Origin of the sequence: Bacillus nitratireducens, from assembly GCF_036320425.1 — a bacterium.
GTDB classification, from domain to species: domain Bacteria; phylum Bacillota; class Bacilli; order Bacillales; family Bacillaceae_G; genus Bacillus_A; species Bacillus_A nitratireducens.
Genome location: NZ_JAUMJO010000020.1, coordinates 1 through 24,693 on the forward strand (window position 1 = coordinate 1; position 24,693 = coordinate 24,693).

Consider the following 24,693-nt stretch of genomic DNA (forward strand, 5'->3'; position numbering starts at 1 on the left):
TGTTTTTTTAAACACCTAATTGATAGGTTTATTTGTTATGCACAACTTTAATAGAGTCGTAGAAATTCCAAAGAAGCACACTTGCATATACTTTCTTGGCACTCTTAGCTTGATGGCGATGTGGTGCTCCCCCATGCACATCAACTTAAGAATTTAGAACTCCCCCAAAAAATTATGAGTTTTTTGTTACAAGTTATCACAAAATTTTCGTTTTTTGGGTAGTTTTATTTTCTTAGCTTGATTGCGATGAGCGGTACCCCATAAAGGCCCCTGATACATAATTGATGTTCTGCCATTTGTAGAAAACAATCCACTTATACCATTTTAACAAGAAGAAATATCTCGTCCATGTTGTAATATTGGCTTACGTTAAGCTTGTGAAAAAAACATATTCATGTATAATACAATTGATGTATGATACATTAATTGTAGGAGGGTGACCTTTTTGAAAAGAGAAGATGCCTTAAAACTAAGAACAGATATTAAGAAAATGATTATAATAACTGGGGTTTTTGAATCTCAAAATTTGCCCAATGGACCATTTGAAAAACCTTTACCAACTTCTCAAATGATGGCGTTAGAGGAACTAGAGGTGGAAAAATTAACTGTTTGGCAACTAGCCAATAAACTTAGATTAGAGACTTCAACTGTAAGTAGATTGGTAGATAAGTTAGTAAAAAAGGGGCTTATTTATCGTGAAGTAAATGAAAAAAATAGAAGAGAACTTTTTCTGCACCTCACAGAAAAAGGTCACATAACTGTTAATTGCTTAAGAGAGCAATCCATTACATTTTATCAAAGTATTCTCAATAATTTATCAGAATCAGAACAAAAAATAGTTGTGGATGGTTTTGAATTATTTATTGATTCTATTTCTAAGCCTTTTGATTAGAGTGAGGTAAATCATAACATTTGGAGGGTAAAATGAGTTTGGATTTTGAACGTCCTATTATTGAATTAAAAGAGAAATTTGATGAATTAAAGAAAATTATGAAAGAAAATAATGTAGATTTATCGCCAGAAATTCATGTATTAGAAAAACGTTTAAATAAAATGCAAGATAAAATTTATTCTAATATTACACCTTTTCAACGAGTTCAAATTGCAAGGCTACGTAACCGGCCCACGACATTGGACTATATACCTTTATTGTTTACAAACTTTCTCGAACTTCATGGTGATCGATTATATGGTGATGATAAAGCAATGATAGGTGGTATTGCAAAATTTAAAGGGATGCCCGTTACGGTTATTGGTCATCAAAGAGGTAGAAATACAAAGGAAAATATAGAAAGAAATTTTGGAATGGCACATCCAGAAGGTTATAGAAAAGCGCTAAGACTTATGAAACAAGCTGATAAATTTAATCGCCCTATTATTACATTTATTGATACAATAGGCGCCTATCCAGGGAAAGGGTCTGAAGAACGTGGAATTTCTGAAGCGATAGCTCGAAATCTATTTGAAATGGCTACACTTAAAGTGCCAATTGTTTGTATTGTAATTGGAGAGGCATCAAGTGGTGGAGCTCTTGGCATTAGTGTCGGTAACCATATCCATATGTTAGAGTATTCATGGTACTCGGTAATTTCGCCAGAAGGAGCAGCATCTATCCTATGGAAGGACGCTAAGTATGCTCCAGAAGCTGCTGAACATATGAAAATTTCAGCAAAAGATTTAAAACATTTAGGAATTATTGATGAAATCATTCCTGAAATTAAAGGTGGAGCACAAAATGATATAAAATCACAGGCAAAAATGATTGAATCTGTAATCGAATCATCTCTAAAAAAATTGATACTATTATCCTCGGAAGAGCTTATACAACAGCGGTATGAAAAGTATAGACAAATAGAGAATTATAAATGAAAATATTTAAAGTCCGTATTACATTTCGAAGGATTCTCGCAAAAAAATTCTAAATATTTTGTAATTAACCTCTTAAACTGGGATATGCTGATACTATTACTCTACAAAGGGTGTGTGATCGGTATGGAAAAGGAAAATTTGTTCAAATGGAAGCATTATCACATACCCATCAACTTAAGAAATTGATTGTTCCCCAAAACGAAAAAATGAGCTGAATTCTCATAAATAACTGTAAAAAGGTGAAAATTTCGGTATGGGGGTATCTCAAAAGCTTAGGTTGATGGCAATGTGGTGCTCCCCCTGTTAGTAGTAATTTTAATATCACTATGGATAAATTACTTTTAAAACTTTACTTCCAATAACGATAATTATATAAATAAGCTGTCCATATGGGCAGCTTATTTTATTTTTTGTTTAGCACGGGGATTTTTTCATGAAGAAAAGACACTAACATGAGTGTCTTTTCCGATAGTTTTTTAGCAGAAGCAGCTAGCTCCAACGATGATTAATAAAATAAACAATACAACTAATAAAGCAAATCCTCCAGCGAAGCCACAGCCGCCACAACTACCACCAAAGCCCATAACAGTTCCTCCTTTAGATAGGAGGGGGAAAACAAAGGTTCACTCATGTGTTTTAACGGATTCAATTTATTTTATACTTTTACGAATAAATGGAGCAGGTCCTTTTGAAAATAAAGAAAAGACACCTTATAAGGTGTCTTCCTTCAATTTGAAACATTTTAAGTTTAATAATATAGGGTCTCGCCACTTACCTATTAGGCTGAAATTTTATAGTATTTCTGAACAAAATTTTGTGCTAATTTTGAATCCTTAAGTTGATGGGGATACTTTTATGTTTGATCATTTTTAAAAAAATCCTTCATTATTTTAGCGCCTTTAATATTCACCGTCACAGCTTCTACTTTATCTTTCTTCTCATCTTTAGCAATCGTAATTTGTTCCTTAGTATCAACCCACACAAGAAACTCTTCTTTTGCGTCATCTTTATATGTAACGGTTATAGTAGAATGCGCAGATTGTTTCTTTTTTTGATCTAGTGTGATTGTTTTCGGTGTTCCGTTTTGGACTGCTGAAGCGATTGATTGTATCATTTCCTCGTTATCTGTTTGAGATTTGGAAGTAGTATTACTTGTTGTTCTAAATAACTCAATATTTGTAATGTCTGCAGAGTTTAATTGAATGGCATTTTTCGTATTTTCTTGCTTAGTTTTTGGAGTATTATTTGTAGTAGAAGTGCTTGTACAACCTATTAAAGTGAAAGATAGAACACTTAGAGCACATATGTAAGTGATTTTTTTCATTTTATCTCCTCCTCTAATTTTAATTATAACAATATTCTGCTAATTTAGGTAGTTATTGTAAGGAGATAACTTTGTAAATCGTAGGGAGACATGTTTACTAGTTTTAATGATGTTCGTATGAATAATATGAAGCGTATATATGAAAAATATGCGGTTCATTCTCTATCAAAATCAAAATTCACATAATTTTTTTCATATTTTATGTTTAACATTTCGAAAATGGGTGTATTACATATAATATAACAAATAATTCATTTTAGAGGAGGAAGTTAAAGATGGAAACGAAGTATAGTAAACCTTTTGTATATGAATTTATTACGGAGAAAGAGGTCATGAATGCGGCGAATGATCTAGTGAAGAAAGGAATAGACCAAAAAGATATTTACGTATTAACACATGAGAAAGATAGGACAGATAGAATCGCAGACAATGCAGACGTGAATACAATTGGAATAAAAGAGGAGGGACTTGGGACAAGCATTATTAACGTCTTTCAAAAAACGGGAGATCAGTTAAGAAATAAGATGCAAGAGTTAGGACTTAATGAGGAAGAAGCTAACTTCTATGAAGAAAAACTGGATGAAGGAAAAATCTTGTTATTCGTTAAGGATTTAGAAAGAGTTGGTGAATGGTTACAAGAAAGAAGATGCATGTATACCCTTTAAATCTATAAATCTATTACGAAAAGGAGATTGTAAATATGAGTGAGAACGGGCTGAAAGAACAAATTACGGGTAAGGTTGAAAAGAAAAAAGGACAAATAAAAGAAGGAATTGGTGAAGTTACAGAGGATAGAAAGTTGAAAAATGAAGGGAAGTGGGAGAAGACGAAGGGAACGATAAAAGAAAAAGTCGGAAAAGTGAAACAAAAGGTAAGTGATGGATTGGATAATAAAGAATAATACATGTTTATCAAGCTTTGGTTACATACCAAAGCTTGATAAATCCAATATAAAAATAATATAGGAGGTTTAATTGTGGGACTTATTATTACGTGTATTGTAGGTGGACTTATTGGTGCGTTAGCTGGAATGATTACAGGAAAAGACTTTCCTTTAGGTATAGTTGGTAATGTTATTGCCGGATTAATCGGATCTTGGGTAGGTAGTGCGTTATTTGGTCATTGGGGTCCTGAATGGGGAGGCATCTTTATTCTTCCAGCTTTATTAGGTGCAATCGTCTTTATTTTAATCGTTACATTCTTTTCTAGAATGCTACGGAAAGCGTAAGTATGATAATGAATAGTAATCTTAAGTTTATTATATATAGCTATAAAGTGAATGAACTAATAAATATACATAAAAAAGCATCCAATTAAAATAATTTGGATGCTTTTTTAATGTATTTTACATAGGAATCAGTGAGGATGTCCCCACTGATTGAGATTACATATTAAGCTATCGTTACTTTTTTACAATTATTTATTCTTACGACCTGCCTCGGTTCTATATGAGATAAGTCCTCGCTATTACCTATATCAACTACAATTGTATTCGTTAGTATGTTAATAATGGAACCAATTAATTTTGTAGCATGATCGTGTCGATAAGAAAATTGAACAAAATCTCCCTTTTTAAAGCTGTGCTCTTCCATAGATAGATCCCCCTAAAAATAATGTTTATACATTATACATACACAAATTTATAAGGTTTAAACATTTGGTAGTATTTTTTTTAGTGTTAAGCTGAGAAAGGTGTAGAAAATTTATTTATAATTAAAATGAAAAAATATGTTTAAAACTAATTTTTATGGGTAATTACATAGTAGAAGTTTTAGATAAGGGGGCGGAAATGATGAATTTGGCAGTAAATATTTTGCAAAATGATGTAGGTTATACGGTACAACTTAATGGTGAGATTGATGCGTATACGGCATCAGATTTAAAAAATAAGATTATGCCTATTGCAAGCGAAAAAGAGGTTCATATTGTAGTAGATTTTACTGAGGTAGAGTATATGGATAGTACAGGTTTAGGCGTTTTTATAGCTCTATTAAAAGCAATTAAGAAAAATGATGGAAAACTAGAGTTTATTGGTGTATCTAAAAGACTAAAAAGATTATTTGATATTACAGGACTAACAGAAATATTAAATTTGAATTCAGATATTGAAAAAGTAGAAAGAAGGTGACTAGGGATGATGGAGAAATTTGAAAAGATAGAAATGAAAATTCCTGCAAAAGCAGAATATGTGGCTATTATTCGTTTAACAATGGCTGGTGTTGCGAATCGAATGGACTTTGCTTATGACGATATAGAAGATATGAAAATTGCTATTAGTGAAGCATGTACAAACATTGTACAGCATGCATATAAAGAAGACGTTGGAGAAATTACAATTGTCTTTGGTCTATATGAAGATCGATTAGAAATTATGGTTGCGGATAATGGAGTTAGCTTTGATTTTAGCACTTTAAAAAGGAAAGTTGGTCCGTATGATATTAATAAACCAGTAGAACATTTGCCGGAAAATGGTTTAGGTTTATATTTAATAAATACGTTAATGGATGATATACAAATTATGCATGATGAGGGCATGACAGTTTTAATGACAAAATATATACAAAGAGAGCAGGTGGAGAATGATGGAAATCCAATCTCAACCTACAAATCTTGCTAAAGAAGACGTTATTAAACTAATTGCAGAATTCCAACAAAACCAATGTGATGAAGCACAGGAAAGATTAGTTAATCACTATAAAAACCTCGTACATTCCATTGCATATCGCTATTCAAAAGGTGGGCCGATGCATGAGGATATTATACAAGTAGGAATGTTAGGGCTCTTAGGCGCAATAAGAAGGTATGATTACTCGATAGGGAATGCTTTTGAGCCGTTTGCAATACCTACGATAGTAGGAGAAATAAAGAAGTATTTACGTGATAAAACTTGGGGTATTCATGTTCCAAGGCGAATTAAAGATTTAGGTGGGAAGATTAAACTTGCGATAGAGGAGCTAACAGATCAACTGCAACGTTCACCGAAGATTATAGAGATTGCGGATCATTTAGGACTATCCGAAGAAGAAGTGCTAGAAATTATAGATGCAAAAAATAATTATCGAGTATCTTCCTTAGATGATGTAGTTGAAAATTCATCTGATGGAAGTTCGGTAGCGAGAATTGAATCTGTAGGTGAGGTAGAGCAAGGATATGAACAGACAGAAAGGCGCCTTATTTTAGATGATATTTTTAACGTATTAAATGATACGGAAAAGAGTGTTATTCATTATATATTTGGAGAAAATTTAAATCAAAAGGATACAGGGGAACGGTTAGGTATTTCACAAATGCACGTTTCTCGTATTAAAAGACAAGCGATAAGTAAATTGAAGCAAGCGGCGTTTTTAGATACATAAAAATTTTAAAAAATTATGTTTAAAATATGAGAAAAGGGGTAGTTATTAAGTATAGGAGGAGATATTAAAATGTCACACGATGTGAAAGAGCTAATCAAAGGATTGAATGAAGATTTAGCAGGAGAATACTCGGCAATTATTATGTATAACCATAATGCAGCTACAGTTTCTGGTATATATAGACAAGTGTTAAAACCTTTCTTTGAATCTGAAATTAGTGATGAACAAGGACATGCCCTATATTTAGCGGAGAAAATTAAGACGCTAGGTGGTACACCTACTACGATCCCTTTACCAGTGAAACAAGTAGAAGATGTTAGAGAAATGTTAGAAGAAGCTAGACAATCAGAATATGAAACAATTAAGCGCTATGAAACGAGAAAAGAACAGGCAGCGAAATTAAATATGACAGAGTTAGTTGTAAAGTTAGAAGATATGATCGCAGATGAAACAAATCATATGGAAGAATTAGATCGTCTTTTAAGTGACAAGGCAATGGTGTTAAATTAATAGTGGAAATTTACCCCACTTTAATGGGCAGTAAGACCCCCACCTCAAAATTCAGCGAAAGCAAAGAATTTAGGTGGGGGATCAACTGCCCATTAAAGTCCGATTGGTTCAACTAATAATCAGTGGGGGATGAAGAAAACCCCCACTGATTAAAGTTTCACTTTATAGAGTGAAAGAACAAACTCTCATTTCTAGGGGGGTTTGTTCTTTTGCTGTATAAATATGTTTGAGTAGGAAATTTTCATTTTGTAACTGAGTATGCAATACTAGAAAAATAGAAAATGATAATAGATTTACATTTTAAATAAGAAAAGGGGAAATAACTTGTGTCCATTTTAATTGTCGATGATAATCCGGTTAACATCTTTGTAATTGAAAAAATTTTAAAACAAGCCGGATATCAGGATCTTGTATCGCTTAATTCTGCACAAGAGCTTTTCGAATACATCCATTTTGGAAAAGATTCTTCCAGGCATAATGAAATTGATTTAATACTATTAGATATTATGATGCCTGAAATTGATGGACTTGAAGTTTGTAGGCGATTACAAAAAGAGGAGAAGTTTAAAGATATTCCTATTATTTTTGTAACAGCTTTAGAAGATGCGAATAAATTAGCTGAAGCGCTTGATATAGGCGCAATGGATTATATTACGAAACCTATAAATAAAGTTGAATTGTTAGCGCGTATGCGTGTAGCATTACGCTTGAAATCAGAATTAAATTGGCATAAAGAACAAGAGGAAAATCTTCGTAATGAATTAGATTTAGCTACACAAGTACAAAGAAACTTATTAAGTAGCCCATTAAGAGAAGATCATATAAAAATTGAAGCAAGTTACCTACCTTCATTCAAACTAGCTGGAGATATGTATTATTGGTATAAAATCGATGAAAACCGCTACGGTATTATATTATTAGATGTGATGGGACATGGTATATCTGCTTCATTAGTTTGTATGTTTATCTCGTCTGTATTACGTGAATCGATTAAATGTTTAATCGATCCAGAACTTGTCATTAAAGACTTAAATAAATATATGACTCTTTTACATAATGAGAATGACAATATCCCATATTATTTTACAGCGATATACTTAGTAGTTGATACAGAAAAGAGAACAATTGAATATGTAAATGCAGGACATCCTTCTGGATACGTTTTAGTTGATGAAGCGAATGTAGTGGAACTAAATCGCGGGAGTTGTGCAGTAGGATTTTTTGATGAAATAAAAGTTGAAAAGACAGTTATACCTTTTGAGAAGAACGCTCAAATCGTATTGTTTACAGATGGTGTTCTTGAAGCAATTGCAAATGATGAATTTGAATCTGAAGAGAAATTACGTGCTTTTACCGAAAGAAAATGGGGAGATTTAGAAGGAGAGATAGAAGGGTTTTATAAGGAAGAACAGAAGAAAGCACAATCAGATGATATGTGTCTAATTATGATACAAACGAATGCGAAATAAAAAGCGTATGAAATCCAAACAGAGGATTTCATACGCTTTTTATTGTATTTTTTGATAGATTTGTTCGTTCGGATTAAATTGGATATAATGCGGCATTATATGTGAAAAACGAAGAGTTTCTTTATTTCCTAAACATAGGAATCCATTGTGACCTAAACTTTCATAAAATAGTTGCTGTACTTGGTTTTGAAGTTTACTCGTAAAGTAAATTAAAACGTTACGGCAAAGTATAATATGAAATTCGTTAAAAGATTGATCGGTTACTAAATTATGCTGTGCAAAAATAATGTTTTGTAAAAGAGAGGGATTAAAATAAGCGAAACGATTATCTGTTGAATAATAGTTAGAAAATGCTTGTGTACCACCAGCTTGTAAATAATTTTTCGTATAAGTTTGCATTTTATTTAACGGAAGGATAGCTTGTTTTGCTTTTTCTAACACATCGGTATTCATATCTGTTGCGTAAATAACAGCTTTTTCACTTAATCCTTCTTCGTGAAGTAAGATGGACATTGATAATACTTCTTCACCGGTTGCGCATCCAGCATGCCAAATTCTAATTTCAGGATACTTTTTTAATTCAGGAATCACATGCTCTCTTAGCGCTTTAAAAAAGTTAGGGTTACGGAACATTTCAGTTACATTAATGGAGAAATCATTTAATAACTGTTCTAAAAACCCTTCCTCATGAATTACTTTTTCAATTAACTTTGAAATGGTTGGGATATTAGAGAGCTGCATTCGATTACAAATTCTTCTATAAATAGATGTACGAGCATATTGGCGAAAATCGAAGCCAGATAGTTTAAATACCGCTTCCAACAGTAATTCAATTTCTAAGTTCGTGCGCTTATCCATATCTACGGATGGATCAAAATTATAATACTTATTTTCCACTTAAACTAAACCTCACTTATTTTATTAACCATACACTCATTACCGAATAAAGTTGATGTAAATTTAATGGTTTACTTATATAATCTGAAGCGCCAGCAGATAAACATTTTTCTTTATCATTTGGCATTGCTTTAGCAGTTAATGCGATAATAGGTACTTCATGTAACCCTAAGTTCATTCGGATATGTTCCATCGTTTCATAACCGTCCATATTCGGCATCATAATATCCATTAAAATAAGGTCAATATTTGTATTGTTTTTTAGTATTTCTAAACACTCTATGCCGTTTTGTGCAGTAATAATATTGGCATGTTGTTTTTCTAATGCGTTTTGTAATGCAAATATATTTCGATGATCATCATCGACAATTAAAATAGTTTTCTCTTGGAAGACGTTATTTGTTTCTGGCGTCACGATAGTTTCCTCAATAACTTCAGCAGGAATAACATCTTCTATCGTTGCTGCAACTTCTAAATTGGATACTTGTATATCAGTTAACCCATTTGGAAGGTTAGGGATATATACGGTGAAAGTACTGCCTTCTCCTACGTTACTCTCTAACGTAATCCAACCACCTAATAATCTAGCAAACTCTTTACAAATAGATAACCCTAATCCTGTACCACCATATTTTCGAATCGTTGCGCCATCTGCCTGTTGAAAGGCTTCGAAAATGAGTTGATGCTGTTCTGTAGCGATACCAATACCAGTATCTTTTACCGAAATTGTAATCCAATCTTTACTTATAGACTGCATATCATGACTCAAATTGGTTGTTTCTATCGAATCGAAATGTAAAGAAACGGATCCTTTTTCTGTGAATTTAAATGCATTGGATAATAAGTTTTTAATAATTTGCTCAATCCGTTTTGCATCTGTATAAAACAGATCAGGAATCGTATCACTGTCTTCAATCATAAATTCAACATTTTTCTGTGCAGCTATATGTAAAAAGTTTTGATGCATATTTGCTGCCATATCACTTATGTTCGTTGCTTCAAAAATGATGTCTAGTTTGCCTGCTTCTACTTTAGATAAATCTAGTATGTCATTAATTAGAGTAAGTAAATCTTTCCCTGATGAATGAATGACAGTTGCTAATTCAATTTCATCATCGGATAAATGATTATCATGATTTTCTCTTAACATTTCAGATAATAGTAAAATACTATTTAATGGTGTGCGTAATTCATGTGACATATTTGCTAGGAATTCTGATTTGTATTTTGAGCTACGTAATAACTCACTTGCTTTTTCTTCTAATTCTGATTTAGTAATTTGTAAGTCAGCTGTCTTTTGCTCGGCCTCTTCCGTTCTAGCCTCTAATTGTTCATTCGTTGTTCTTAATTCTTCGGCTTGCATTTGTAGTTCCTCAGCTTGCGTTTGCAATTCTTCTGATTGAACTTGCAACTCTTCTGTCATTGCTTGTGATTCATGTAAAAGAGTTTGAATTCGCATACGTCCCATAATACTATGGATTGTTAAACCTAGGTTATCAACAGTTTGTTGAATTAAATCTTGATGCAAGTCTGAAATCTCAGTTACACTTACTAACTCCATTACTGCAATCACTTCATCTTCAAATAAGATAGGGATGACTAGTAGGTTTTGAGGGCGTATTTCTAATAAGCCGCTAGTGACATAACGAAATTCTTCTGGAATTTCTCGAAGAATAAAGCTTTGTTTTTCTAAAGCACATTGCCCAATTAAACCTTCACCCATTTTAATGGATTGTTTTCCAACATCAGAACCTTGATCGGCGAAAGAAGCTTTCTTCACATAGTAGACAGTGTCTTCAATTTCTTCACGTACATAGAATGCACCGCAAGAAGTTTGCGTTTTTTGTATCATTCCACTAAGAATTTTGTTACCTAACATCTCAATAGAAGGTACACCTTGATACATTAAAATTAATTCTGCAAGCTCGGTTTGTAACCACTCCCTTTTAGATATTTCGTCTAGTAGATGGTTCGTTGTATGAGCAAGATCTTTTATTTCATCATGTGTGTTTACATGAATTCTTTCAGTAATTTTTTCTTTAGAAGAAATAGATTTAATAGCTTGAATTACATTTTTAATCGTTTTTGTAATGGAATTAGAAATATAAAGTGAAACGATAATGGAAATACAAGAAAGTAAGAACAATAAACTGTATAACCAAAGCTCTAATTTATTATTTTCAGTATCTAATTGTGCAGCTCTTTTTTTCGTTAGTTGCTCCTCTACACCACGGAAGCCAGTTAGCTGCGATTGTAATGATTGAATTTGAGTCGTATCGATTGCTTGTATGTTATTACTATTGTGATTTGTAATTAATGGGTGAATCTCTTTATTAATCCAACTATTGATGTTTTCATTAATCTGTTTTAATTTTTCTTGCTGAGAGGGGTTATCCTCTAATAGAGCAAAAAGATCTTGATAATGTTTTTCGTAATCCTTTTCTGCAGCGTTAAGGGATTGAACGTAATTTGCATCATTAGAAGTAATAAATCCTTTCGCTTTATTTTCAATTGTTAGCAATTCTTTCTCCACTTGATTCGTTAAATTAAGAACTTTAAAATCGTGATCAATAATAAAATTACGAGATTTTTGTAAATTAGAAATCTCATTGTTTAACATAATGAAAGAGATAAGTAAGAACAAAATGATAACTAAATAACCAGCCATAATTTTGTAGCGAATACTAAATTTTGCTTTCGATTTCATTAAAAATTCCTACCTTCAAGGTTATTCAAAGTTTTCAATTGTAAAGAATGAAAAACGTAATATATATTATATCAGTTTTTATAAGGCCAAACTAGAAATCCCCCTATTGTATTAGGGGGTTCTTTTTTAATAGAGGAAATCATTTTGAAATATAAAAACATATATGAAAAGTAACGATCGAGGGAATAGGGGGATAATAAAACTTTTAAGAAGGAAAGAGTGTTCTTAAAGCTTTTTTTGCATCTATTCCTTCAAAGATAAATAATACAAGCTCTCTCTTTTTTACAGTAAGGAAAAAGGATATTAATGTGCTTAAGCTTTTAATAGAAGTAAGTGTTCCATGTTTACTTATAAATAAATTAGTTTGAAATGTTGTCATTAAAGCATAAAAATGATGCATCTGCGTTATTGTAGGTGTTTCATTATAAAGAATAGTAGTAGATTGGATTGCATTCATCGAAATATTCCTTTCCATATAGTAAGCATAACAATATAAACATACCCGCTTTAAAAAATGTTAAACATATAAATAAGAAAAAATATAATTATAGTATTTTTACGTTTAGAAAGGGTTACGAAGGGTATACATATACTACAAAGAGATTGACTGAAGATGAATTATAAGATTTCTAGCCTATAAAAATATACTTTTACTTTAAATAAAAAGGAGTCTGGTATACATGAATGAAATGATGATTGATATTACATTTGATTTAATTTACTTGTTAAGTAGTTCGCTTGTAATCCTTTTATTATTCGCTTTTTTCGTAAATGGTTATGTTAATAAGAAGATTAGTGTATACAGAAATGAAGAAAGATAAAGATACATTATATAAAATTTTAGGAGGTTAATAGTTATGAATGTAGATAGAAAAATAGTAGGTGTTTTTAGAACAATTGATGATGCGGCATGTGTTATTAATGAATTAAATGATAAAGGATACTCGGCGGATAATATTTCAGCTATTGCAAAGGATCAAAAGGAAATTGAACATCTGGAAGAAAAATCGGGTGAAAAGGTGAATCATGAAACTGCACATAAAGCGGATATCTTTTCAGCGACAGGGCTTGTGGCAGGAGGAGTAGCAGGCGGACTCGGCGGTTTATTAACAGGTCTTGGTATACTTGCCGTTTCTGGAATGGGTCCAATCGTAGCGGCAGGACCTATCGCAGCAGCTATTGGAGGAGCCGGTATTGGCGGAGGAGCTGGAAGTTTAAGAGGAGCATTTATCGGATTAGGAATTCCTGAAGAACATGCTAAGAAATATGAAGAATACATTTACGATGGAAATATATTAATTTTAGTAGATGCAAAATTAGATGATAAGTTAGAAATCTATAAAATATTTGATAAACATAATGCTTATAACTCTGATTTCTTTAAATAATATGTACGTCACATATTAAACATAGTGAATATTGTTTTTTGATCTTACAACTTTGGCGCGGCCGAGGAGTCGTATGGCTATAAGAGAGGAAGGGCTTATAGTAAAAGATCAAGTTCTATTCTGTTATTGAAAAGGGAAGGAGCGTCTTTTCGTGATTGTAAAAATAGTAAAGGATAGTAGTAATAGTTTCCTTTGTACGGTTCAAAGGAAAAATGGAGATCAGTATGTGAAGAAATGGTTTCGTAAACAGAAAAACAAGGAAGAGTTAGGGCGACCAACCTTTAAAGAAGTAGAAAAGGACTGGAGAGAAAATAGAGAATCATTTATGTATCCAAATGTTAAAGCGCTTTATTAAAAATAATAGGCGTTTCATCCTTACAAAATTGTCACACTCCTGTAAGGTAATTCAATAGATTAGATACTTTTTCCATGTCATAATAAAGACATAAGAAAGCTTATTAAAACTACAACTTATTAGGAGAGTGTCAGTCATGATTGTAACAACAACGTCTGGAATCCAAGGTAAAGAAATTATTGAGTATATTGATATTGTAAATGGTGAAGCTATTATGGGTGCAAATATTGTTCGTGATTTATTTGCTTCAGTTCGTGATGTTGTCGGTGGCCGTGCTGGTTCTTATGAAAGCAAGCTAAAAGAAGCTCGTGATATCGCGATGGATGAAATGAAAGAACTTGCAAAACAAAAAGGTGCGAACGCTATCGTTGGTATTGACGTAGATTACGAAGTTGTTCGTGATGGAATGTTAATGGTTGCTGTAAGTGGTACAGCTGTACGTATATAAGTAAATAAAAAACAGGCTCACCCCTTGAAGCGTATGCTTTGAGGGGCTTTTTTTGTTTTCAAGTAGTAGAAGTAAAAAGAATGAGCTTGCTCCTTTAGGAAAAAGCTCATTCTTTTTATTTAAGCTATAAGATCTTTTGCTTCTATTTTCTTTTTGTTCATGACTAAAGTTAATAGGAACAAAATTAAGCTTAAAAGTGCCATTATAATAAAAACTTGCGTATAACCATCAAAATAGTCACGAGCGATTCCTGCTAAGACTGGAATAAATCCGCCTATAATATATCCTCCTGACTGCATCATAGCAGTCCATGCACTCGCATCTTCTGAAGTTTTTGTTTCATATAGCGGTAGCATGAGAGCGAGTGGGAATACGCCGCCGAGCCCGATACCTAGTAAAATAGAAGGGATCCATGGTGTAGTTAGTGGGTAAATCATAAGCGATAAACCTACGAGTACAAAGCATATACTACCTAATAACCAAAGTGCTCGGTTTTTATAAATATCGGCTAATGTTGGAATTAAAAAGCTACATATCATTTGAACAACTGTAAAAACAGTTATAAGAGTACCAGCTTGCTCGCCGCTGACACCCATACTTTGATTTGCGGGCGCAAGCCAAGTCGTAATGGAGTAAAAGATTCCTGATTGTAGTCCGAAAAAGATTGTGAACAACCATGCTTTCGTATTTCTTAAAGGTAAGCTATTATTCTTTTTATTTTGTGTGCTCGTATTCTTTTTTTGTTTTATAACCGGATACCAAAATATAATAGCGATAATAGTAAGCACACCCCAAAAAGCGAGTGCCATATTCCAATCGTCTTTTAATACATGTTGTAAAGGAATCGTTAATCCTGCACTTAAAGAAGCGCCAGTTCCCATGCCTACTGAATATATTCCAATCATTAAGCCGATTTTCGTAGGGAATTTCTCTTTAATAAACCCTGATAGTAACGGACCTGCAAGTGCAATTCCAATGCCGATAAATAAAGAGCTCGCGAATAATGTGGAAATGGAAGAGGTAAAAGCCCTCATACATGTAGCAAACCCAATTAAAATAAGACAAGCCATAATTGCTTTTTCTGCCCCATATTTTTTAATGACCTTCCCAGTCAGTAAGGCGAATGTCCCCATACAAAAAACCGGAATAGCTGTTAAAAAACTAACGGAAAAATTGCTTATATTTAAATCTTGTCGGATTGTTTCTAATAAAGGTGAAACAGATGTGATTCCGATACGTAAATTAATGGAAACAAAAAATAGTGCTAGTATATACAAATAAGTTCGTTCTTGATGCTTCAATTTGATTTTCTCCTCTCTTAAACATCAGATGTTATTGAGTATATCATCTGATGTTTAAATGCATTATATAAGGAGCTTATTTCAGCTCCAAATTTTGAACAGCGTATGTTCGTGCCTCTTCGGTATTTTGTTTTAAAATAGCTTGGAATAACTTTTCATGAATGTCAGAGTTATCTTCATAGTTCACTGTATTTAATATTAATTGGCTTAAAATGTGGCGAAGGGCAGGTACGAAAGATTGATACAAATCAAGTAGAACTTCGTTTTTGCTCGCCTTTGCAATTGCTAGATGAAACTGAATGTCTGCATCTATGTATGCTACATAATTTCCTTCATGAAGGGCATTTTTTCGTTTATTCAAATGTCCTTTTAAGTATAAAAGATCCTCTTCACTTCGGCGCTGTGCCGCTAACATCGCTACTTCTTTATCTAACATATTTCTTGCTTCATACACATGATTAATATTAGCTGCTTGCAATCGTTTTTCAAATGAATCTTGTGTTGTATTTAGTGAGACAATACGAGTACCTTGTCCTTGTCGAACTTCTAAGATGCCAGCATGTACTAATATCTTTATGCTTTCTCGCAGCGTCGAACGCCCTACACCTAACTCTTCCATTAATTGCGGCTCTGTAGGGAGTCGATCACCAACTTCATACTCGCCAGAAAAGATTTTTTCTTGTAAACGTTCCAACACTTCATCGACTAATTTCCGCCGAGAAACTTTTGAAAAAGATTTCTTTTCGTTTATATTCATCTGCTCATCTCCTCTTACATTCGCTTTTATGATAACCAATTTAAGTTCTGTTGACAATGTTATTTTTTAGGTAGTTGAGGTGGGGGGGATAACGTTGATGAAATAATTGAAGGGCCAGTACATATTTTATATGACTCATATGTACTGGCCTCGCTTATTCTACAATTGTGTTTGTTTTTAGATTATGAAAAATCGTTTCCTGTCTTGCTATAAATTTCATAGGCAAAAAATCCAAATAAATAGCCTATTCCAGCCCCTAAACCAACTGTAAACAGTGAATAATCCGGGAAAAATATGTCGACAATTATACCGATTAAACAGCCTAAAAGCATTCCCATTGGTATTAAACTATCTAATAAAACTTGAGCGTTTTTTGATTTTTTTTTACCTAAGTTACCGTTGTTATATTTATGTTTAAGCCTTCTAATCACATATACTACAATTCCTCCGACTATTACAACAGGCGCAATTGCCGAAATTAACCACATGTTAAAATCTCCTTTCACCTTTTAATAGAATCATACCAGATAATTACAATTATAAGCCGCTAAACGTACTGTCTAGTCTATTTAAAAGGTCAATCAAAAGGACTTGTTCCATTGTATTTAATAACTCGTCAAAAATACTTTCCCTTTTGTTTTCTCAGCAGATTGAACGACATCAACCGCAGTTTTCAAATCTGTTAAGTCATACGTAGAATGTACTTTCATGAAACGTAATTGCTTATTTTCCACTAGGCGAATTAAGTGACGAAACGTCTCTTGCCATTTATATGGTGATACTTCTTTATTCCAATGTCGTAAATGAAATATATTCGCGTGCACCTTTGCTTTCGTAACAATCTCTGCCCAGTTTACTTGTATCCCAGATAGAAGACCGATAGTTAAAAAGTGCCCATTTGGACGTAAGGAGAAAGCTAATGCATTTCCATCCGGTCCCCCGATAGAATCAATCGCAGCATCCGCACCGAGCCCGTTTGTTAATTCCATAACTGTTTCATAAAGTGGGGCAGTGGAGGTATCAATTACATACTCAGCACCAAGGCGTAGTAATTCTTCTGTATGCTTATTATTTCTTGTAATAGCAATTAATCGGAAGTTTAAAATTTGTGATAACTGCGCAAATAGATGACCAATAGCGGATCCGCAAGCATTCACTAATAAAACGTCATTACTCTGTAAGTTTAACGCTTCTGTACATGTGACCCACGCCGTAAGGGGATTAATATACATTTGTGCCGCTGTAAAATCATCGATTGAATCAGGAATAGGGACTACAAAATCAGCTGATGTTGTAACGAACTCTTGCCAAGTACCTTCTCCGCGTAAAGGTAAAACACGTTTACCGATAAGGTCTCTAGAAACGCCCGCGCCTATATCTTCTACAATACCAACACCTTCATAACCAGGTATGTTAGGTAAAGGGATTCTATGCGCATACGCTCCGGTTATGGGAATTAAGTCAGATGGATTAATCGGTCTAACTAACATACGAACTAAAACTTCATTATCTTTTAATGGTTCTATATTTTTATATTCAACTTGTAATACATCTTTTGGGTTACCAAACTTGTGAAATTGAATGTGTTTTCCGTGCAAGATAAACGTTCCCCCTTAGTGTAGTTAAATGTATTATAACATCTGCGGTTCAATTGCTTGTTTCATTTACATGTAGGAGGGGATATGCGCAAAATAAAAAGGAAGCAACCGTAGTTGCTTCCTACATCTATTAAGCCGAAGCTTTCTTCATTCTCTCAAGTAAACTAGATAAAATATGTGTACGATAAGATTCTAGTTTTTTACCTTCATAAGTACGAATACCTAATTTTTTAAGTTCTTTTACATACCAACCTTTGCTTCCGAAATACATGTGATCGCTCCCCTTCAACTTTGTTTTTAGTTGTTCTGATTGTACTTGGAGGTACAGGTAATATAATGAAGGAAATGAATTTCGCGCGAAAATGGTTAACTTTGTTGCAAAAGACATATATACTAAGGATAGTATATAACGAGGTGGGCAAGACGTGATTATAGAGAAGCACGAAATTCAAATTGACCAAATTACGAGCGGTAAAGTGAATATCTTTACTTTCTATAGAAATAGAAAGCAAGTTGATGATCATTTTTTACGATTGCAAGAACCATCGCTTACAGCAAACTACTTCTTCCATTTTCATTTTGATGCAGAGAGTTTGCATCTTTTGCAGAAAGAGTTTCCAAGCGTATATCCGTACGACGGTAGTGAAACGATTCACGACTGGACGGAAAAGATGAAAGCAGAATTGCAACATCAGATCCAAAAAGGTAAATGGAATAAGCGCGTACGTATCGGTAATCGCATTCTAGATGTGGCGTTTACGTGGTGTGACGAAGATATAGTAGAGTAAAAAGAAGCGGATAACGCTTCTTTTTTTTAGCGCTGGAATAAAACGAGCTTACCTGCAGAAGATGTGCAGCGATGTGTTTTTTCATACAATCCTTTTTCTTGTAAAATAGATTCACCTTTTGCTTTCGCTTCTTTTTCAGTTGCCGCCTCGAATGATTCATCTAATGCTTTAGAACCATCTTTTTCAAAGACTGTTAGAACGTATACTCCCATGAAAATTCCCTCCAATAATAAAAATCAGAATCTTATAACTATTTTGGCATAAATCACTAGAATATGCAAAGAAATATATGACATTGCGTGTTACAATAAGGTGAAACTTTAACTAATGGGGAGTCTTTTCATCCCCACTAGTTATTAGTTGAATCAATCGGGTATTTATGGGCAGTTTACTTTCAGATTGGCTTCTTTGCCTACTGCCCGTTAATACGGGGTAAAGTGACACTTTAATCAGTGGGGAGTTTTTTATTTCCTGCTTATTACTAGTTTTGACCAATTGAGCATGTATTGTTTGTGTTCATGCGGATAAAATGAAACTTTTGAACTATAGAAAGGATCGTTATTTGTGAAACAAGTGAAGTTTATACATGCGGCTGATTTGCATTTGGATAGTCCGTTTAAAGGGATGGAGATGAATGTTGCGCAGTCTGTTTGGGAGAGAATGAAGCAGAGTACGTTTGAATCGTTCGAGCGTATTGTTGATAAAGCGATTCAAGAGCGCGTTGATTTCGTATTGCTAGCCGGGGATTTGTATGATGCGGAGACGAGAAGTTTGAGGGCGCAAGTGTTTGTGCGCGAGCAAATGAAGAGACTTTCGCAGTACGATATCCCTGTTTTTATTATTCATGGTAATCATGATCATTTAGGGGGAAGCTGGGCAGCAATTGAGTTTCCGGAAAATGTTCATGTGTTTACAGAGCCTTATGTAGAAGAGAAATCATTTTATAAAAATGGTGAGCTGTTAGCTTCTATTTATGGGTTTAGTTATTTGCAGCAAGCGGTAACGGATAATATGACAGCGCAGTATACGAAAATGAGTGATGCGCCTTTTCATATTGGAATGCTTCACGGAAGTGTGGAAGGGGATGCAGAGCATAATCGCTATGCACCGTTTCAAATTCGAGAGCTGAAAGAAAAGCAGTTTGATTATTGGGCTCTTGGCCATATACATAAACGTGAAATTTTATCAGAAGAGCCGTATATTATTTATCCAGGTAATATACAAGGCCGTCATCGTAAGGAGACCGGCGAGAAAGGTGCATACCTTATTGAACTCACGAAACAAGGATCGCAGTGTTCATTTTTCCATACGGCGGATGTTGTATGGGATGAAATTGAAGTGAATATTGATGGACTGGAAACTGTCGATGAACTTATGACGGTAATATCAACCAAGATGAATGAATGCCGAAGAGAAGAGGAAGGCACGCTACTAACTGTCGTATTTACAGGACAAGGCCCACTTTCTCCTTATTTGCGTGAAGACAAGCGCGTGGAAGAGATTTTTCATATTTTAGCAGCTGGCGAAGAGCGAAAAGATTTCGTGTATGCGATGAAGTGGAAAAATGAGACGGTTTCTTTTGCGGAAATTGAACGTTTGAAAGAGGAAAATCATTTCGTCGGTAGTGTGCTAAAAGAGTTAGAAGCTTTTACAAATATGGACGGAGTGTTGCGCACCATTTGGACATCTCCTGTAGCGCGTAATAGCATTGAAGCTTTTACGGAAGAAGAGAAGAAAGAGATTCAAAAGGAAGCAGAAAATATTATTTTAGAGCAATTATTCCAGCAAGAGAGGGATAAAAAATGAGAATGGAAAAACTCCATATTTATGGCTATGGAAAACTAGAAAATGTGGAAATGGATCTGTCAATGCTGACGGTACTGTACGGTGAAAATGAAGCGGGGAAATCGACAATTCGCTCGTTTATGAAAAGTATTTTATTCGGTTTTCCAACGAGAGGACAGCGCCGTTATGAACCGAAAGAAGGCGGGAAGTATGGCGGAGCAGTTACTGTTCAAACAGAAAAGTACGGCCGTTTAAAAATTGAACGATTGCCAAAGACGGCAGTAGGCGCGGTGACCGTTTATTTTGAAGACGGGAAAACTGGCGGCGAAGATATTTTAAACGATATATTAAGCGGTGTGAATGAAAGCTTATTTGATTCTGTTTTTTCATTTGATATGCATGGTTTGCAAAATATTCATCAATTGGGCGAAGCGGATATCGGTAATTATTTATTTTCGGCAAGTGCAGTCGGAAGCGATGCGTTATTGCAGTTAGATAAAAAATTAGAAAAAGAAATGAATCAGCGCTTTAAGCCGAGTGGTCGTAATCCTGAAATTAACGTGTCACTGCAAGAGATGAAGAAAATTGAAGAAAAGATGAAAGAGTGGCAAGGGAAGATTGGCACGTATGAAAAACAGGTCGAGCAGTTAAAAGAAAGTGAAGAGAAACTTGCTTTTGTTCGTGCGGAGAAAGAGAGTGCCGAAAGACGAAAGCAAGACTATGAAATATTAGCAGCGCTTGAGCCTCTCGTTATTGAAAAGAGTGCGCACGAGAAAGTGTTAGAAAACGAGAACGGGCAGTTTCCTGTAAACGGAATGGCGCGCTATGAGGCGGTAAAGGCAAAGATAGAGCCGCTCCAAGTACAAGTAGATTCACTTCAAAAAAAGATAGAAGCAGTGCAATCAGAAATTGATTCCACAGAAATAGATGAAGCATTTTTACAAAAAGAAAGTCACGTAGAAGAACTTCGTATGCAGCACATGTCTTATGAAAATGCACGCCAAGAAATGCGTGATATGACGGGAAGTATTGCGAATATAAAAGAAGAAATCGCAGAACTAGAGCAACAAATTGGAGCCACTTTTGAACAAGAGACGGTTCTTTCATTTGATATAAGTTTAGCGACGAAAGGATTAATTACGCAAACTGTGCAAAAGGCGCGTGAATTAGAATCGCAAAAAGCACAACTAGATGAACGTTTTAAAACGGCTCAGGAGCAATTAGAAGAGCAAGAAGAAAATATAAGACAGATTCAGAAACAAATGTTAGCGGATGAAGAACGAAATACGTTAGTGGAGAAAGAAAAGTCATTTCAAGATGCGGCGTTTATCGGTATGGGCGCAGAGAGAATGAAGCGTAAGTATGAAGAGAAAGCAGGGAAAGCTCAGCAAAAGAAAAAACAGTGGCAAAGAGTTTGTCTTCTTTTACTTCTTATTAACACGCTTGTTTTATTCACGAGTCTATTTATAGATAACCGCGTGCTATTATTTATTAGTGTCATTGCTTTTGTAGGGATTGTTGTAGCACTCGTTTTATATAAAGATCCATCAAGCGGATTACAAGAAGAACTCCTTACTCTTCAGCAAAGTGCTGGCGGTCGTCAAAGTGAAGAAGCGATGTCCGTTCGTTATCAGTTAGAAAAGGATGAAGAGATTCGAAAGTTATTTGAGCGGGAGTCTTATAAATTGCAGCAAATGGAACGAGCTTATGATAAAGTCGTTTCATCGTATGAAGAATGGGAGCGAGAAACTTTCCAAATAGGAGAACAAGTAGATGCATATAAAACGCGCTATATGTTCCCTGAATTTTTTACGTATGCACACATGTTGCCAGCGTTTGAGCGTATTGAAAAAATACAGCAATTATATCGTGAGCTAGATAAACAAGGCGAGCGGAAATCTTCATTATATGAAATGATTACGCAATTTGAACATAAACTAGAAACTGTTATCGGTAGCACGGAGTATGGTAATTTGCATGAGGCGCAAAGTCGTATGCAAAATGAGAAAGAGAAGCGCCAAACTTGTAAGCAGCTGAAAGAGAAGCTGGCGGAATGGCGAGAAGAATATGAGTTCATGCAAGAGCAATTAAAACAACTTTTAGTAGAACGAGATAACTTATGGCATATTGCAGATTCTACTGATGAAGAGATGTTTTTAGAAGCAGGTAAGCGGGCAGAAAAACGTGAAGATGCGGATAAGCAAATGGGGCGTTTATTACCTCAAATTGATCTTTTAGAACAGCGCTTAACGAGTTTGTCATTAGCTGAGCATTATGAGGCTGACGGTTATGATGAAAAGTTAAAGCAAGAACTGACAGCCGTGCAAAACTGTCTTACAAAGGAAAAAGAACTGACAGAGCGTATTGCGAAACATCGTATGGAAATTGCGAATTTAGAAGAAGGCAGTACGTATGGTGATTTAATGCACGAGTGGGAAATGAAGAAAACGCAAGTACGTGAACAAGTGAAGAAGTGGGCTGCATATGCGGCGGCAAAGACAGTATTAACGAAAACGAAGCAATATTATCATGAAGTGCATCTTCCGCGTATTTTACAAAAATCAGAAGAGTATTTCGTCTATTTAACAGGCGGACGATATAGTAAAATATTTTCACCGTCAGAGGCGGAACCGTTCATCGTTGAGCGTAACGACGGTATGCGTTTTTACAGTCATGAACTAAGCCAAGCGACAGCAGAGCAGTTATATTTATCGTTACGATTTGCGTTAGCGAAAACGTTTGAGCATGATTATCCATTTATTATTGATGATAGTTTCGTACATTTTGATGCGGTAAGGACGAATCGTACGATTGAACTAATAAAGGAAATTGCGAAAGATAGACAAGTCATCTTCTTTACATGTCATGCGCATTTATTAACGTATTTTACAGAAAAACAGATTATAAAATTAACGCATAAGCGTAAAGAAAATGAGTTGTAGTATGCTATACTAAAAGTAATTGATTTGGTGGAGGAATTCGAATGAAAAAGAAAATTGCAGAATATGAAGTTGGTGAACAAGTCGATGTTTTCTTGTTAATTAAAACAGCGACAAAAGGTCTAGCAAGCAATGGGAAACCATTTTTAACAGTAATCTTACAAGATCCAAGTGGAGATATTGAAGCGAAGCTATGGGACGTATCGCCAGAAGTTGAGAAACAATATGTAGCGGAAACAATCGTTAAAGTAGCTGGAGATATTTTAAACTACAAAGGACGTATTCAATTACGTGTGAAACAAATCCGTGTTGCGAATGAAAATGAAGTAACAGATATCTCGGATTTCGTAGAAAAAGCACCAGTGAAAAAAGAAGATATGGTTGAAAAAATTACGCAATACATATTTGAAATGAGAAACCCGAACATTCAGCGTCTAACGAGACATTTGTTAAATAAGCACCAAAACGAATTTTTAGAATATCCAGCAGCGACGAAAAATCATCATGAGTTCGTATCTGGACTAGCTTATCATGTCGTATCGATGTTAGATTTAGCGAAAGCTATCTCGGCTCTATACCCATCGTTAGATAAAGACTTACTATATGCGGGCGTTATTTTACACGACCTTGGTAAAGTAATTGAGCTATCTGGCCCAATCTCTACAACTTATACGTTAGAGGGGAATTTACTTGGCCACATTTCAATTATGGTGAACGAAATTGGTAAAGCAGCAGACGAGCTGAACATCGATGCAGAAGAAGTATTAATCCTTCAGCACATCGTCCTTTCCCATCACGGAAAAGCAGAATGGGGTAGCCCAAAACCACCGTTAGTAAAAGAAGCAGAAATTCTGCACTACATCGATAACTTAGATGCAAAAATGAATATGATGGACCGTGCATTAGGACGCACAAAACCAGGCGAATACACAGAGCGTGTCTTTGCACTTGATAATCGTTCGTTCTATAAGCCAACTTTCCATAATTAAGATTGTGAATAGAATGGCCTCATTAAGTGTTAAAAGCTTAGTGGGGCTGTTGTATTATGATAATAAAGTTATTGAATTTTGATTATTAAAAACTAAGAGCCTTACTACATTCTACGTAGCAAGGCTCTTTAAAGTTGTTTCAAATTACATCCATCTGTTTATATAATACTTAAAAAATGAATAATAAAGTTGTTTACTTCTTATTGAACTAAC

The 24,693-nt window shown here is 34.5% G+C and carries 30 protein-coding genes; 18 read left to right on the top strand and 12 right to left on the bottom strand.

The window, feature by feature from the left end; all coding sequences use genetic code 11:
- Positions 1–445 precede the first annotated feature (445 nt).
- Together Q3V31_RS29710 and Q3V31_RS29715 are read left to right on the top strand one after the other, a co-directional pair.
- Positions 446–892, top strand: coding sequence for a MarR family winged helix-turn-helix transcriptional regulator (locus Q3V31_RS29710; protein WP_000817660.1), 447 nt, complete (start codon positions 446–448; stop codon positions 890–892).
- Between the two features lie 32 nt (positions 893–924).
- Positions 925–1,869 (top strand): acetyl-CoA carboxylase carboxyltransferase subunit alpha, encoded by a 945-nt coding sequence (locus Q3V31_RS29715; RefSeq protein WP_098666005.1) that lies wholly within the window; start codon positions 925–927, stop codon positions 1,867–1,869.
- 476 nt (positions 1,870–2,345) lie between these two features.
- On the opposite strand, the gene Q3V31_RS29720 is transcribed toward Q3V31_RS29715, so the two are convergent.
- On the bottom strand, positions 2,346–2,453 hold the full coding sequence (locus tag Q3V31_RS29720; RefSeq protein ID WP_000505671.1) for a YjcZ family sporulation protein: 108 nt from the start codon (positions 2,451–2,453) through the stop codon (positions 2,346–2,348).
- A 269-nt stretch (positions 2,454–2,722) separates the two neighbouring features.
- A complete protein-coding gene (locus tag Q3V31_RS29725) occupies positions 2,723–3,193 on the bottom strand; it encodes a hypothetical protein (RefSeq protein WP_000724571.1) in 471 nt (156 codons plus the stop codon).
- A gap of 275 nt (positions 3,194–3,468) precedes the next feature.
- Between Q3V31_RS29725 and Q3V31_RS29730 the strand changes: the two genes are divergently transcribed.
- The 3 genes from Q3V31_RS29730 to Q3V31_RS29740 all read left to right on the top strand — a co-directional run bounded on the left by Q3V31_RS29730 (position 3,469) and on the right by Q3V31_RS29740 (position 4,421).
- On the top strand, positions 3,469–3,858 hold the full coding sequence (locus Q3V31_RS29730) for a YflT domain-containing protein (protein ID WP_000448803.1): 390 nt from the start codon (positions 3,469–3,471) through the stop codon (positions 3,856–3,858).
- Positions 3,859–3,893: 35 nt separating this feature from the next.
- Positions 3,894–4,094: a CsbD family protein gene (locus Q3V31_RS29735; protein ID WP_001293462.1), complete on the top strand. Its 201-nt coding sequence runs from the start codon at positions 3,894–3,896 to the stop codon at positions 4,092–4,094.
- A 75-nt stretch (positions 4,095–4,169) separates the two neighbouring features.
- On the top strand, positions 4,170–4,421 hold the full coding sequence (locus Q3V31_RS29740; protein ID WP_000522902.1) for a GlsB/YeaQ/YmgE family stress response membrane protein: 252 nt from the start codon (positions 4,170–4,172) through the stop codon (positions 4,419–4,421).
- A gap of 163 nt (positions 4,422–4,584) precedes the next feature.
- Here Q3V31_RS29740 and Q3V31_RS29745 read toward each other — a convergent pair whose 3' ends face one another.
- On the bottom strand, positions 4,585–4,785 hold the full coding sequence (locus tag Q3V31_RS29745) for a methyltransferase (protein ID WP_002140674.1): 201 nt from the start codon (positions 4,783–4,785) through the stop codon (positions 4,585–4,587).
- 197 nt (positions 4,786–4,982) lie between these two features.
- Here Q3V31_RS29745 and Q3V31_RS29750 point away from each other — a divergent pair, with 197 nt between their 5' ends.
- From Q3V31_RS29750 to Q3V31_RS29770, 5 genes are all read left to right on the top strand, one after another.
- Positions 4,983–5,321, top strand: coding sequence for an STAS domain-containing protein (locus Q3V31_RS29750; protein WP_033656528.1), 339 nt, complete (start codon positions 4,983–4,985; stop codon positions 5,319–5,321).
- Positions 5,322–5,327: 6 nt separating this feature from the next.
- Complete coding sequence (gene rsbW, locus Q3V31_RS29755) at positions 5,328–5,810, top strand: anti-sigma B factor RsbW (RefSeq protein ID WP_329767647.1); 483 nt, start codon at positions 5,328–5,330, stop codon at positions 5,808–5,810.
- Positions 5,773–6,549 (top strand): RNA polymerase sigma factor SigB, encoded by a 777-nt coding sequence (sigB, locus tag Q3V31_RS29760; RefSeq protein WP_329767648.1) that lies wholly within the window; start codon positions 5,773–5,775, stop codon positions 6,547–6,549. The genes rsbW and sigB overlap by 38 nt, the downstream gene beginning before the upstream one ends.
- Before the next feature lie 69 nt (positions 6,550–6,618).
- Positions 6,619–7,059, top strand: a complete 441-nt coding sequence (locus tag Q3V31_RS29765; RefSeq protein WP_000017769.1) for a ferritin-like domain-containing protein — start codon at positions 6,619–6,621, stop codon at positions 7,057–7,059.
- 326 nt (positions 7,060–7,385) lie between these two features.
- Entirely contained in the window at positions 7,386–8,528 is a 1,143-nt protein-coding gene (locus tag Q3V31_RS29770) for a fused response regulator/phosphatase (protein WP_000025527.1), read from the top strand.
- Between the two features lie 39 nt (positions 8,529–8,567).
- Here the strand turns inward: Q3V31_RS29770 and Q3V31_RS29775 are convergent, their stop codons facing one another.
- The 3 genes from Q3V31_RS29775 to Q3V31_RS29785 all read right to left on the bottom strand — a co-directional run bounded on the left by Q3V31_RS29775 (position 8,568) and on the right by Q3V31_RS29785 (position 12,589).
- Entirely contained in the window at positions 8,568–9,425 is an 858-nt protein-coding gene (locus Q3V31_RS29775) for a CheR family methyltransferase (protein ID WP_000429031.1), read from the bottom strand.
- 16 nt (positions 9,426–9,441) lie between these two features.
- Positions 9,442–12,132, bottom strand: a complete 2,691-nt coding sequence (locus Q3V31_RS29780; RefSeq protein ID WP_329767649.1) for a response regulator — start codon at positions 12,130–12,132, stop codon at positions 9,442–9,444.
- Between the two features lie 205 nt (positions 12,133–12,337).
- Complete coding sequence (locus Q3V31_RS29785) at positions 12,338–12,589, bottom strand: hypothetical protein (protein ID WP_071735745.1); 252 nt, start codon at positions 12,587–12,589, stop codon at positions 12,338–12,340.
- Positions 12,590–12,812: 223 nt separating this feature from the next.
- Here Q3V31_RS29785 and Q3V31_RS29790 point away from each other — a divergent pair, with 223 nt between their 5' ends.
- The 4 genes from Q3V31_RS29790 (at position 12,813) to Q3V31_RS29805 (ending at position 14,323) form a co-directional block, all read left to right on the top strand.
- Positions 12,813–12,953 carry a hypothetical protein gene (locus Q3V31_RS29790; RefSeq protein WP_001004564.1) on the top strand — a complete coding sequence of 47 codons (141 nt, stop codon included), beginning with the start codon at positions 12,813–12,815 and terminating at the stop codon, positions 12,951–12,953.
- Positions 12,954–12,989: 36 nt separating this feature from the next.
- The gene (locus Q3V31_RS29795) at positions 12,990–13,520 is read left to right on the top strand and encodes a general stress protein (RefSeq protein WP_329767650.1); all 531 of its coding nucleotides are present in this window, start codon (positions 12,990–12,992) and stop codon (positions 13,518–13,520) included.
- Between the two features lie 151 nt (positions 13,521–13,671).
- Positions 13,672–13,875, top strand: a complete 204-nt coding sequence (locus Q3V31_RS29800; protein ID WP_329767651.1) for a DUF4028 family protein — start codon at positions 13,672–13,674, stop codon at positions 13,873–13,875.
- A 136-nt stretch (positions 13,876–14,011) separates the two neighbouring features.
- Positions 14,012–14,323 carry a YbjQ family protein gene (locus Q3V31_RS29805; protein WP_000637510.1) on the top strand — a complete coding sequence of 104 codons (312 nt, stop codon included), beginning with the start codon at positions 14,012–14,014 and terminating at the stop codon, positions 14,321–14,323.
- Between the two features lie 119 nt (positions 14,324–14,442).
- On the opposite strand, the gene Q3V31_RS29810 is transcribed toward Q3V31_RS29805, so the two are convergent.
- From Q3V31_RS29810 to Q3V31_RS29830, 5 genes are all read right to left on the bottom strand, one after another.
- Entirely contained in the window at positions 14,443–15,630 is a 1,188-nt protein-coding gene (locus Q3V31_RS29810) for an MFS transporter (protein ID WP_329767656.1), read from the bottom strand.
- Between the two features lie 70 nt (positions 15,631–15,700).
- Positions 15,701–16,381, bottom strand: coding sequence for a FadR/GntR family transcriptional regulator (locus tag Q3V31_RS29815; protein WP_071735741.1), 681 nt, complete (start codon positions 16,379–16,381; stop codon positions 15,701–15,703).
- A 182-nt stretch (positions 16,382–16,563) separates the two neighbouring features.
- Complete coding sequence (locus tag Q3V31_RS29820) at positions 16,564–16,869, bottom strand: hypothetical protein (protein ID WP_090812966.1); 306 nt, start codon at positions 16,867–16,869, stop codon at positions 16,564–16,566.
- 117 nt (positions 16,870–16,986) lie between these two features.
- Positions 16,987–17,979 (bottom strand): zinc-dependent alcohol dehydrogenase family protein, encoded by a 993-nt coding sequence (locus tag Q3V31_RS29825; RefSeq protein WP_071735739.1) that lies wholly within the window; start codon positions 17,977–17,979, stop codon positions 16,987–16,989.
- A 130-nt stretch (positions 17,980–18,109) separates the two neighbouring features.
- Positions 18,110–18,250 carry a YflJ family protein gene (locus tag Q3V31_RS29830; protein WP_000273535.1) on the bottom strand — a complete coding sequence of 47 codons (141 nt, stop codon included), beginning with the start codon at positions 18,248–18,250 and terminating at the stop codon, positions 18,110–18,112.
- Positions 18,251–18,404: 154 nt separating this feature from the next.
- Between Q3V31_RS29830 and Q3V31_RS29835 the strand changes: the two genes are divergently transcribed.
- Positions 18,405–18,767 carry a hypothetical protein gene (locus Q3V31_RS29835; RefSeq protein WP_329767654.1) on the top strand — a complete coding sequence of 121 codons (363 nt, stop codon included), beginning with the start codon at positions 18,405–18,407 and terminating at the stop codon, positions 18,765–18,767.
- A 26-nt stretch (positions 18,768–18,793) separates the two neighbouring features.
- Here Q3V31_RS29835 and Q3V31_RS29840 read toward each other — a convergent pair whose 3' ends face one another.
- Complete coding sequence (locus Q3V31_RS29840) at positions 18,794–18,979, bottom strand: YhzD family protein (RefSeq protein ID WP_000539551.1); 186 nt, start codon at positions 18,977–18,979, stop codon at positions 18,794–18,796.
- Positions 18,980–19,331: 352 nt separating this feature from the next.
- Between Q3V31_RS29840 and Q3V31_RS29845 the strand changes: the two genes are divergently transcribed.
- The 3 genes from Q3V31_RS29845 to yhaM are packed head-to-tail and all read left to right on the top strand — an operon-like array spanning position 19,332 to position 24,480.
- Positions 19,332–20,573 carry a metallophosphoesterase family protein gene (locus tag Q3V31_RS29845; protein WP_016128867.1) on the top strand — a complete coding sequence of 414 codons (1,242 nt, stop codon included), beginning with the start codon at positions 19,332–19,334 and terminating at the stop codon, positions 20,571–20,573.
- Positions 20,570–23,494: an ATP-binding protein gene (locus tag Q3V31_RS29850; protein ID WP_329767655.1), complete on the top strand. Its 2,925-nt coding sequence runs from the start codon at positions 20,570–20,572 to the stop codon at positions 23,492–23,494. The genes Q3V31_RS29845 and Q3V31_RS29850 overlap by 4 nt, the downstream gene beginning before the upstream one ends.
- Before the next feature lie 41 nt (positions 23,495–23,535).
- A complete protein-coding gene (gene yhaM / locus Q3V31_RS29855) occupies positions 23,536–24,480 on the top strand; it encodes a 3'-5' exoribonuclease YhaM (protein ID WP_000726647.1) in 945 nt (314 codons plus the stop codon).
- Positions 24,481–24,693 lie beyond the last annotated feature (213 nt).

Excerpts from the sequence above, each read along its gene's own strand:
- Q3V31_RS29715 (WP_098666005.1), top strand. The coding sequence starts at position 925 with ATGAGTTTGGATTTTGAACGTCCTATTATTGAATTAAAAGAGAAATTT.
- Q3V31_RS29720 (WP_000505671.1), bottom strand. The coding sequence starts at position 2,453 with ATGGGCTTTGGTGGTAGTTGTGGCGGCTGTGGCTTCGCTGGAGGATTT.
- Q3V31_RS29725 (WP_000724571.1), bottom strand. The coding sequence starts at position 3,193 with ATGAAAAAAATCACTTACATATGTGCTCTAAGTGTTCTATCTTTCACT.
- Q3V31_RS29730 (WP_000448803.1), top strand. The coding sequence starts at position 3,469 with ATGGAAACGAAGTATAGTAAACCTTTTGTATATGAATTTATTACGGAG.
- Q3V31_RS29735 (WP_001293462.1), top strand. The coding sequence starts at position 3,894 with ATGAGTGAGAACGGGCTGAAAGAACAAATTACGGGTAAGGTTGAAAAG.
- Q3V31_RS29745 (WP_002140674.1), bottom strand. The coding sequence starts at position 4,785 with ATGGAAGAGCACAGCTTTAAAAAGGGAGATTTTGTTCAATTTTCTTAT.
- Q3V31_RS29750 (WP_033656528.1), top strand. The coding sequence starts at position 4,983 with ATGATGAATTTGGCAGTAAATATTTTGCAAAATGATGTAGGTTATACG.
- rsbW (WP_329767647.1), top strand. The coding sequence starts at position 5,328 with ATGATGGAGAAATTTGAAAAGATAGAAATGAAAATTCCTGCAAAAGCA.
- sigB (WP_329767648.1), top strand. The coding sequence starts at position 5,773 with ATGATGGAAATCCAATCTCAACCTACAAATCTTGCTAAAGAAGACGTT.
- Q3V31_RS29765 (WP_000017769.1), top strand. The coding sequence starts at position 6,619 with ATGTCACACGATGTGAAAGAGCTAATCAAAGGATTGAATGAAGATTTA.
- Q3V31_RS29780 (WP_329767649.1), bottom strand. The coding sequence starts at position 12,132 with ATGAAATCGAAAGCAAAATTTAGTATTCGCTACAAAATTATGGCTGGT.
- Q3V31_RS29785 (WP_071735745.1), bottom strand. The coding sequence starts at position 12,589 with ATGAATGCAATCCAATCTACTACTATTCTTTATAATGAAACACCTACA.
- Q3V31_RS29790 (WP_001004564.1), top strand. The coding sequence starts at position 12,813 with ATGAATGAAATGATGATTGATATTACATTTGATTTAATTTACTTGTTA.
- Q3V31_RS29795 (WP_329767650.1), top strand. The coding sequence starts at position 12,990 with ATGAATGTAGATAGAAAAATAGTAGGTGTTTTTAGAACAATTGATGAT.
- Q3V31_RS29805 (WP_000637510.1), top strand. The coding sequence starts at position 14,012 with ATGATTGTAACAACAACGTCTGGAATCCAAGGTAAAGAAATTATTGAG.
- Q3V31_RS29815 (WP_071735741.1), bottom strand. The coding sequence starts at position 16,381 with ATGAATATAAACGAAAAGAAATCTTTTTCAAAAGTTTCTCGGCGGAAA.
- Q3V31_RS29820 (WP_090812966.1), bottom strand. The coding sequence starts at position 16,869 with ATGTGGTTAATTTCGGCAATTGCGCCTGTTGTAATAGTCGGAGGAATT.
- Q3V31_RS29830 (WP_000273535.1), bottom strand. The coding sequence starts at position 18,250 with ATGTATTTCGGAAGCAAAGGTTGGTATGTAAAAGAACTTAAAAAATTA.
- Q3V31_RS29840 (WP_000539551.1), bottom strand. The coding sequence starts at position 18,979 with ATGGGAGTATACGTTCTAACAGTCTTTGAAAAAGATGGTTCTAAAGCA.
- Q3V31_RS29850 (WP_329767655.1), top strand. The coding sequence starts at position 20,570 with ATGAGAATGGAAAAACTCCATATTTATGGCTATGGAAAACTAGAAAAT.
- yhaM (WP_000726647.1), top strand. The coding sequence starts at position 23,536 with ATGAAAAAGAAAATTGCAGAATATGAAGTTGGTGAACAAGTCGATGTT.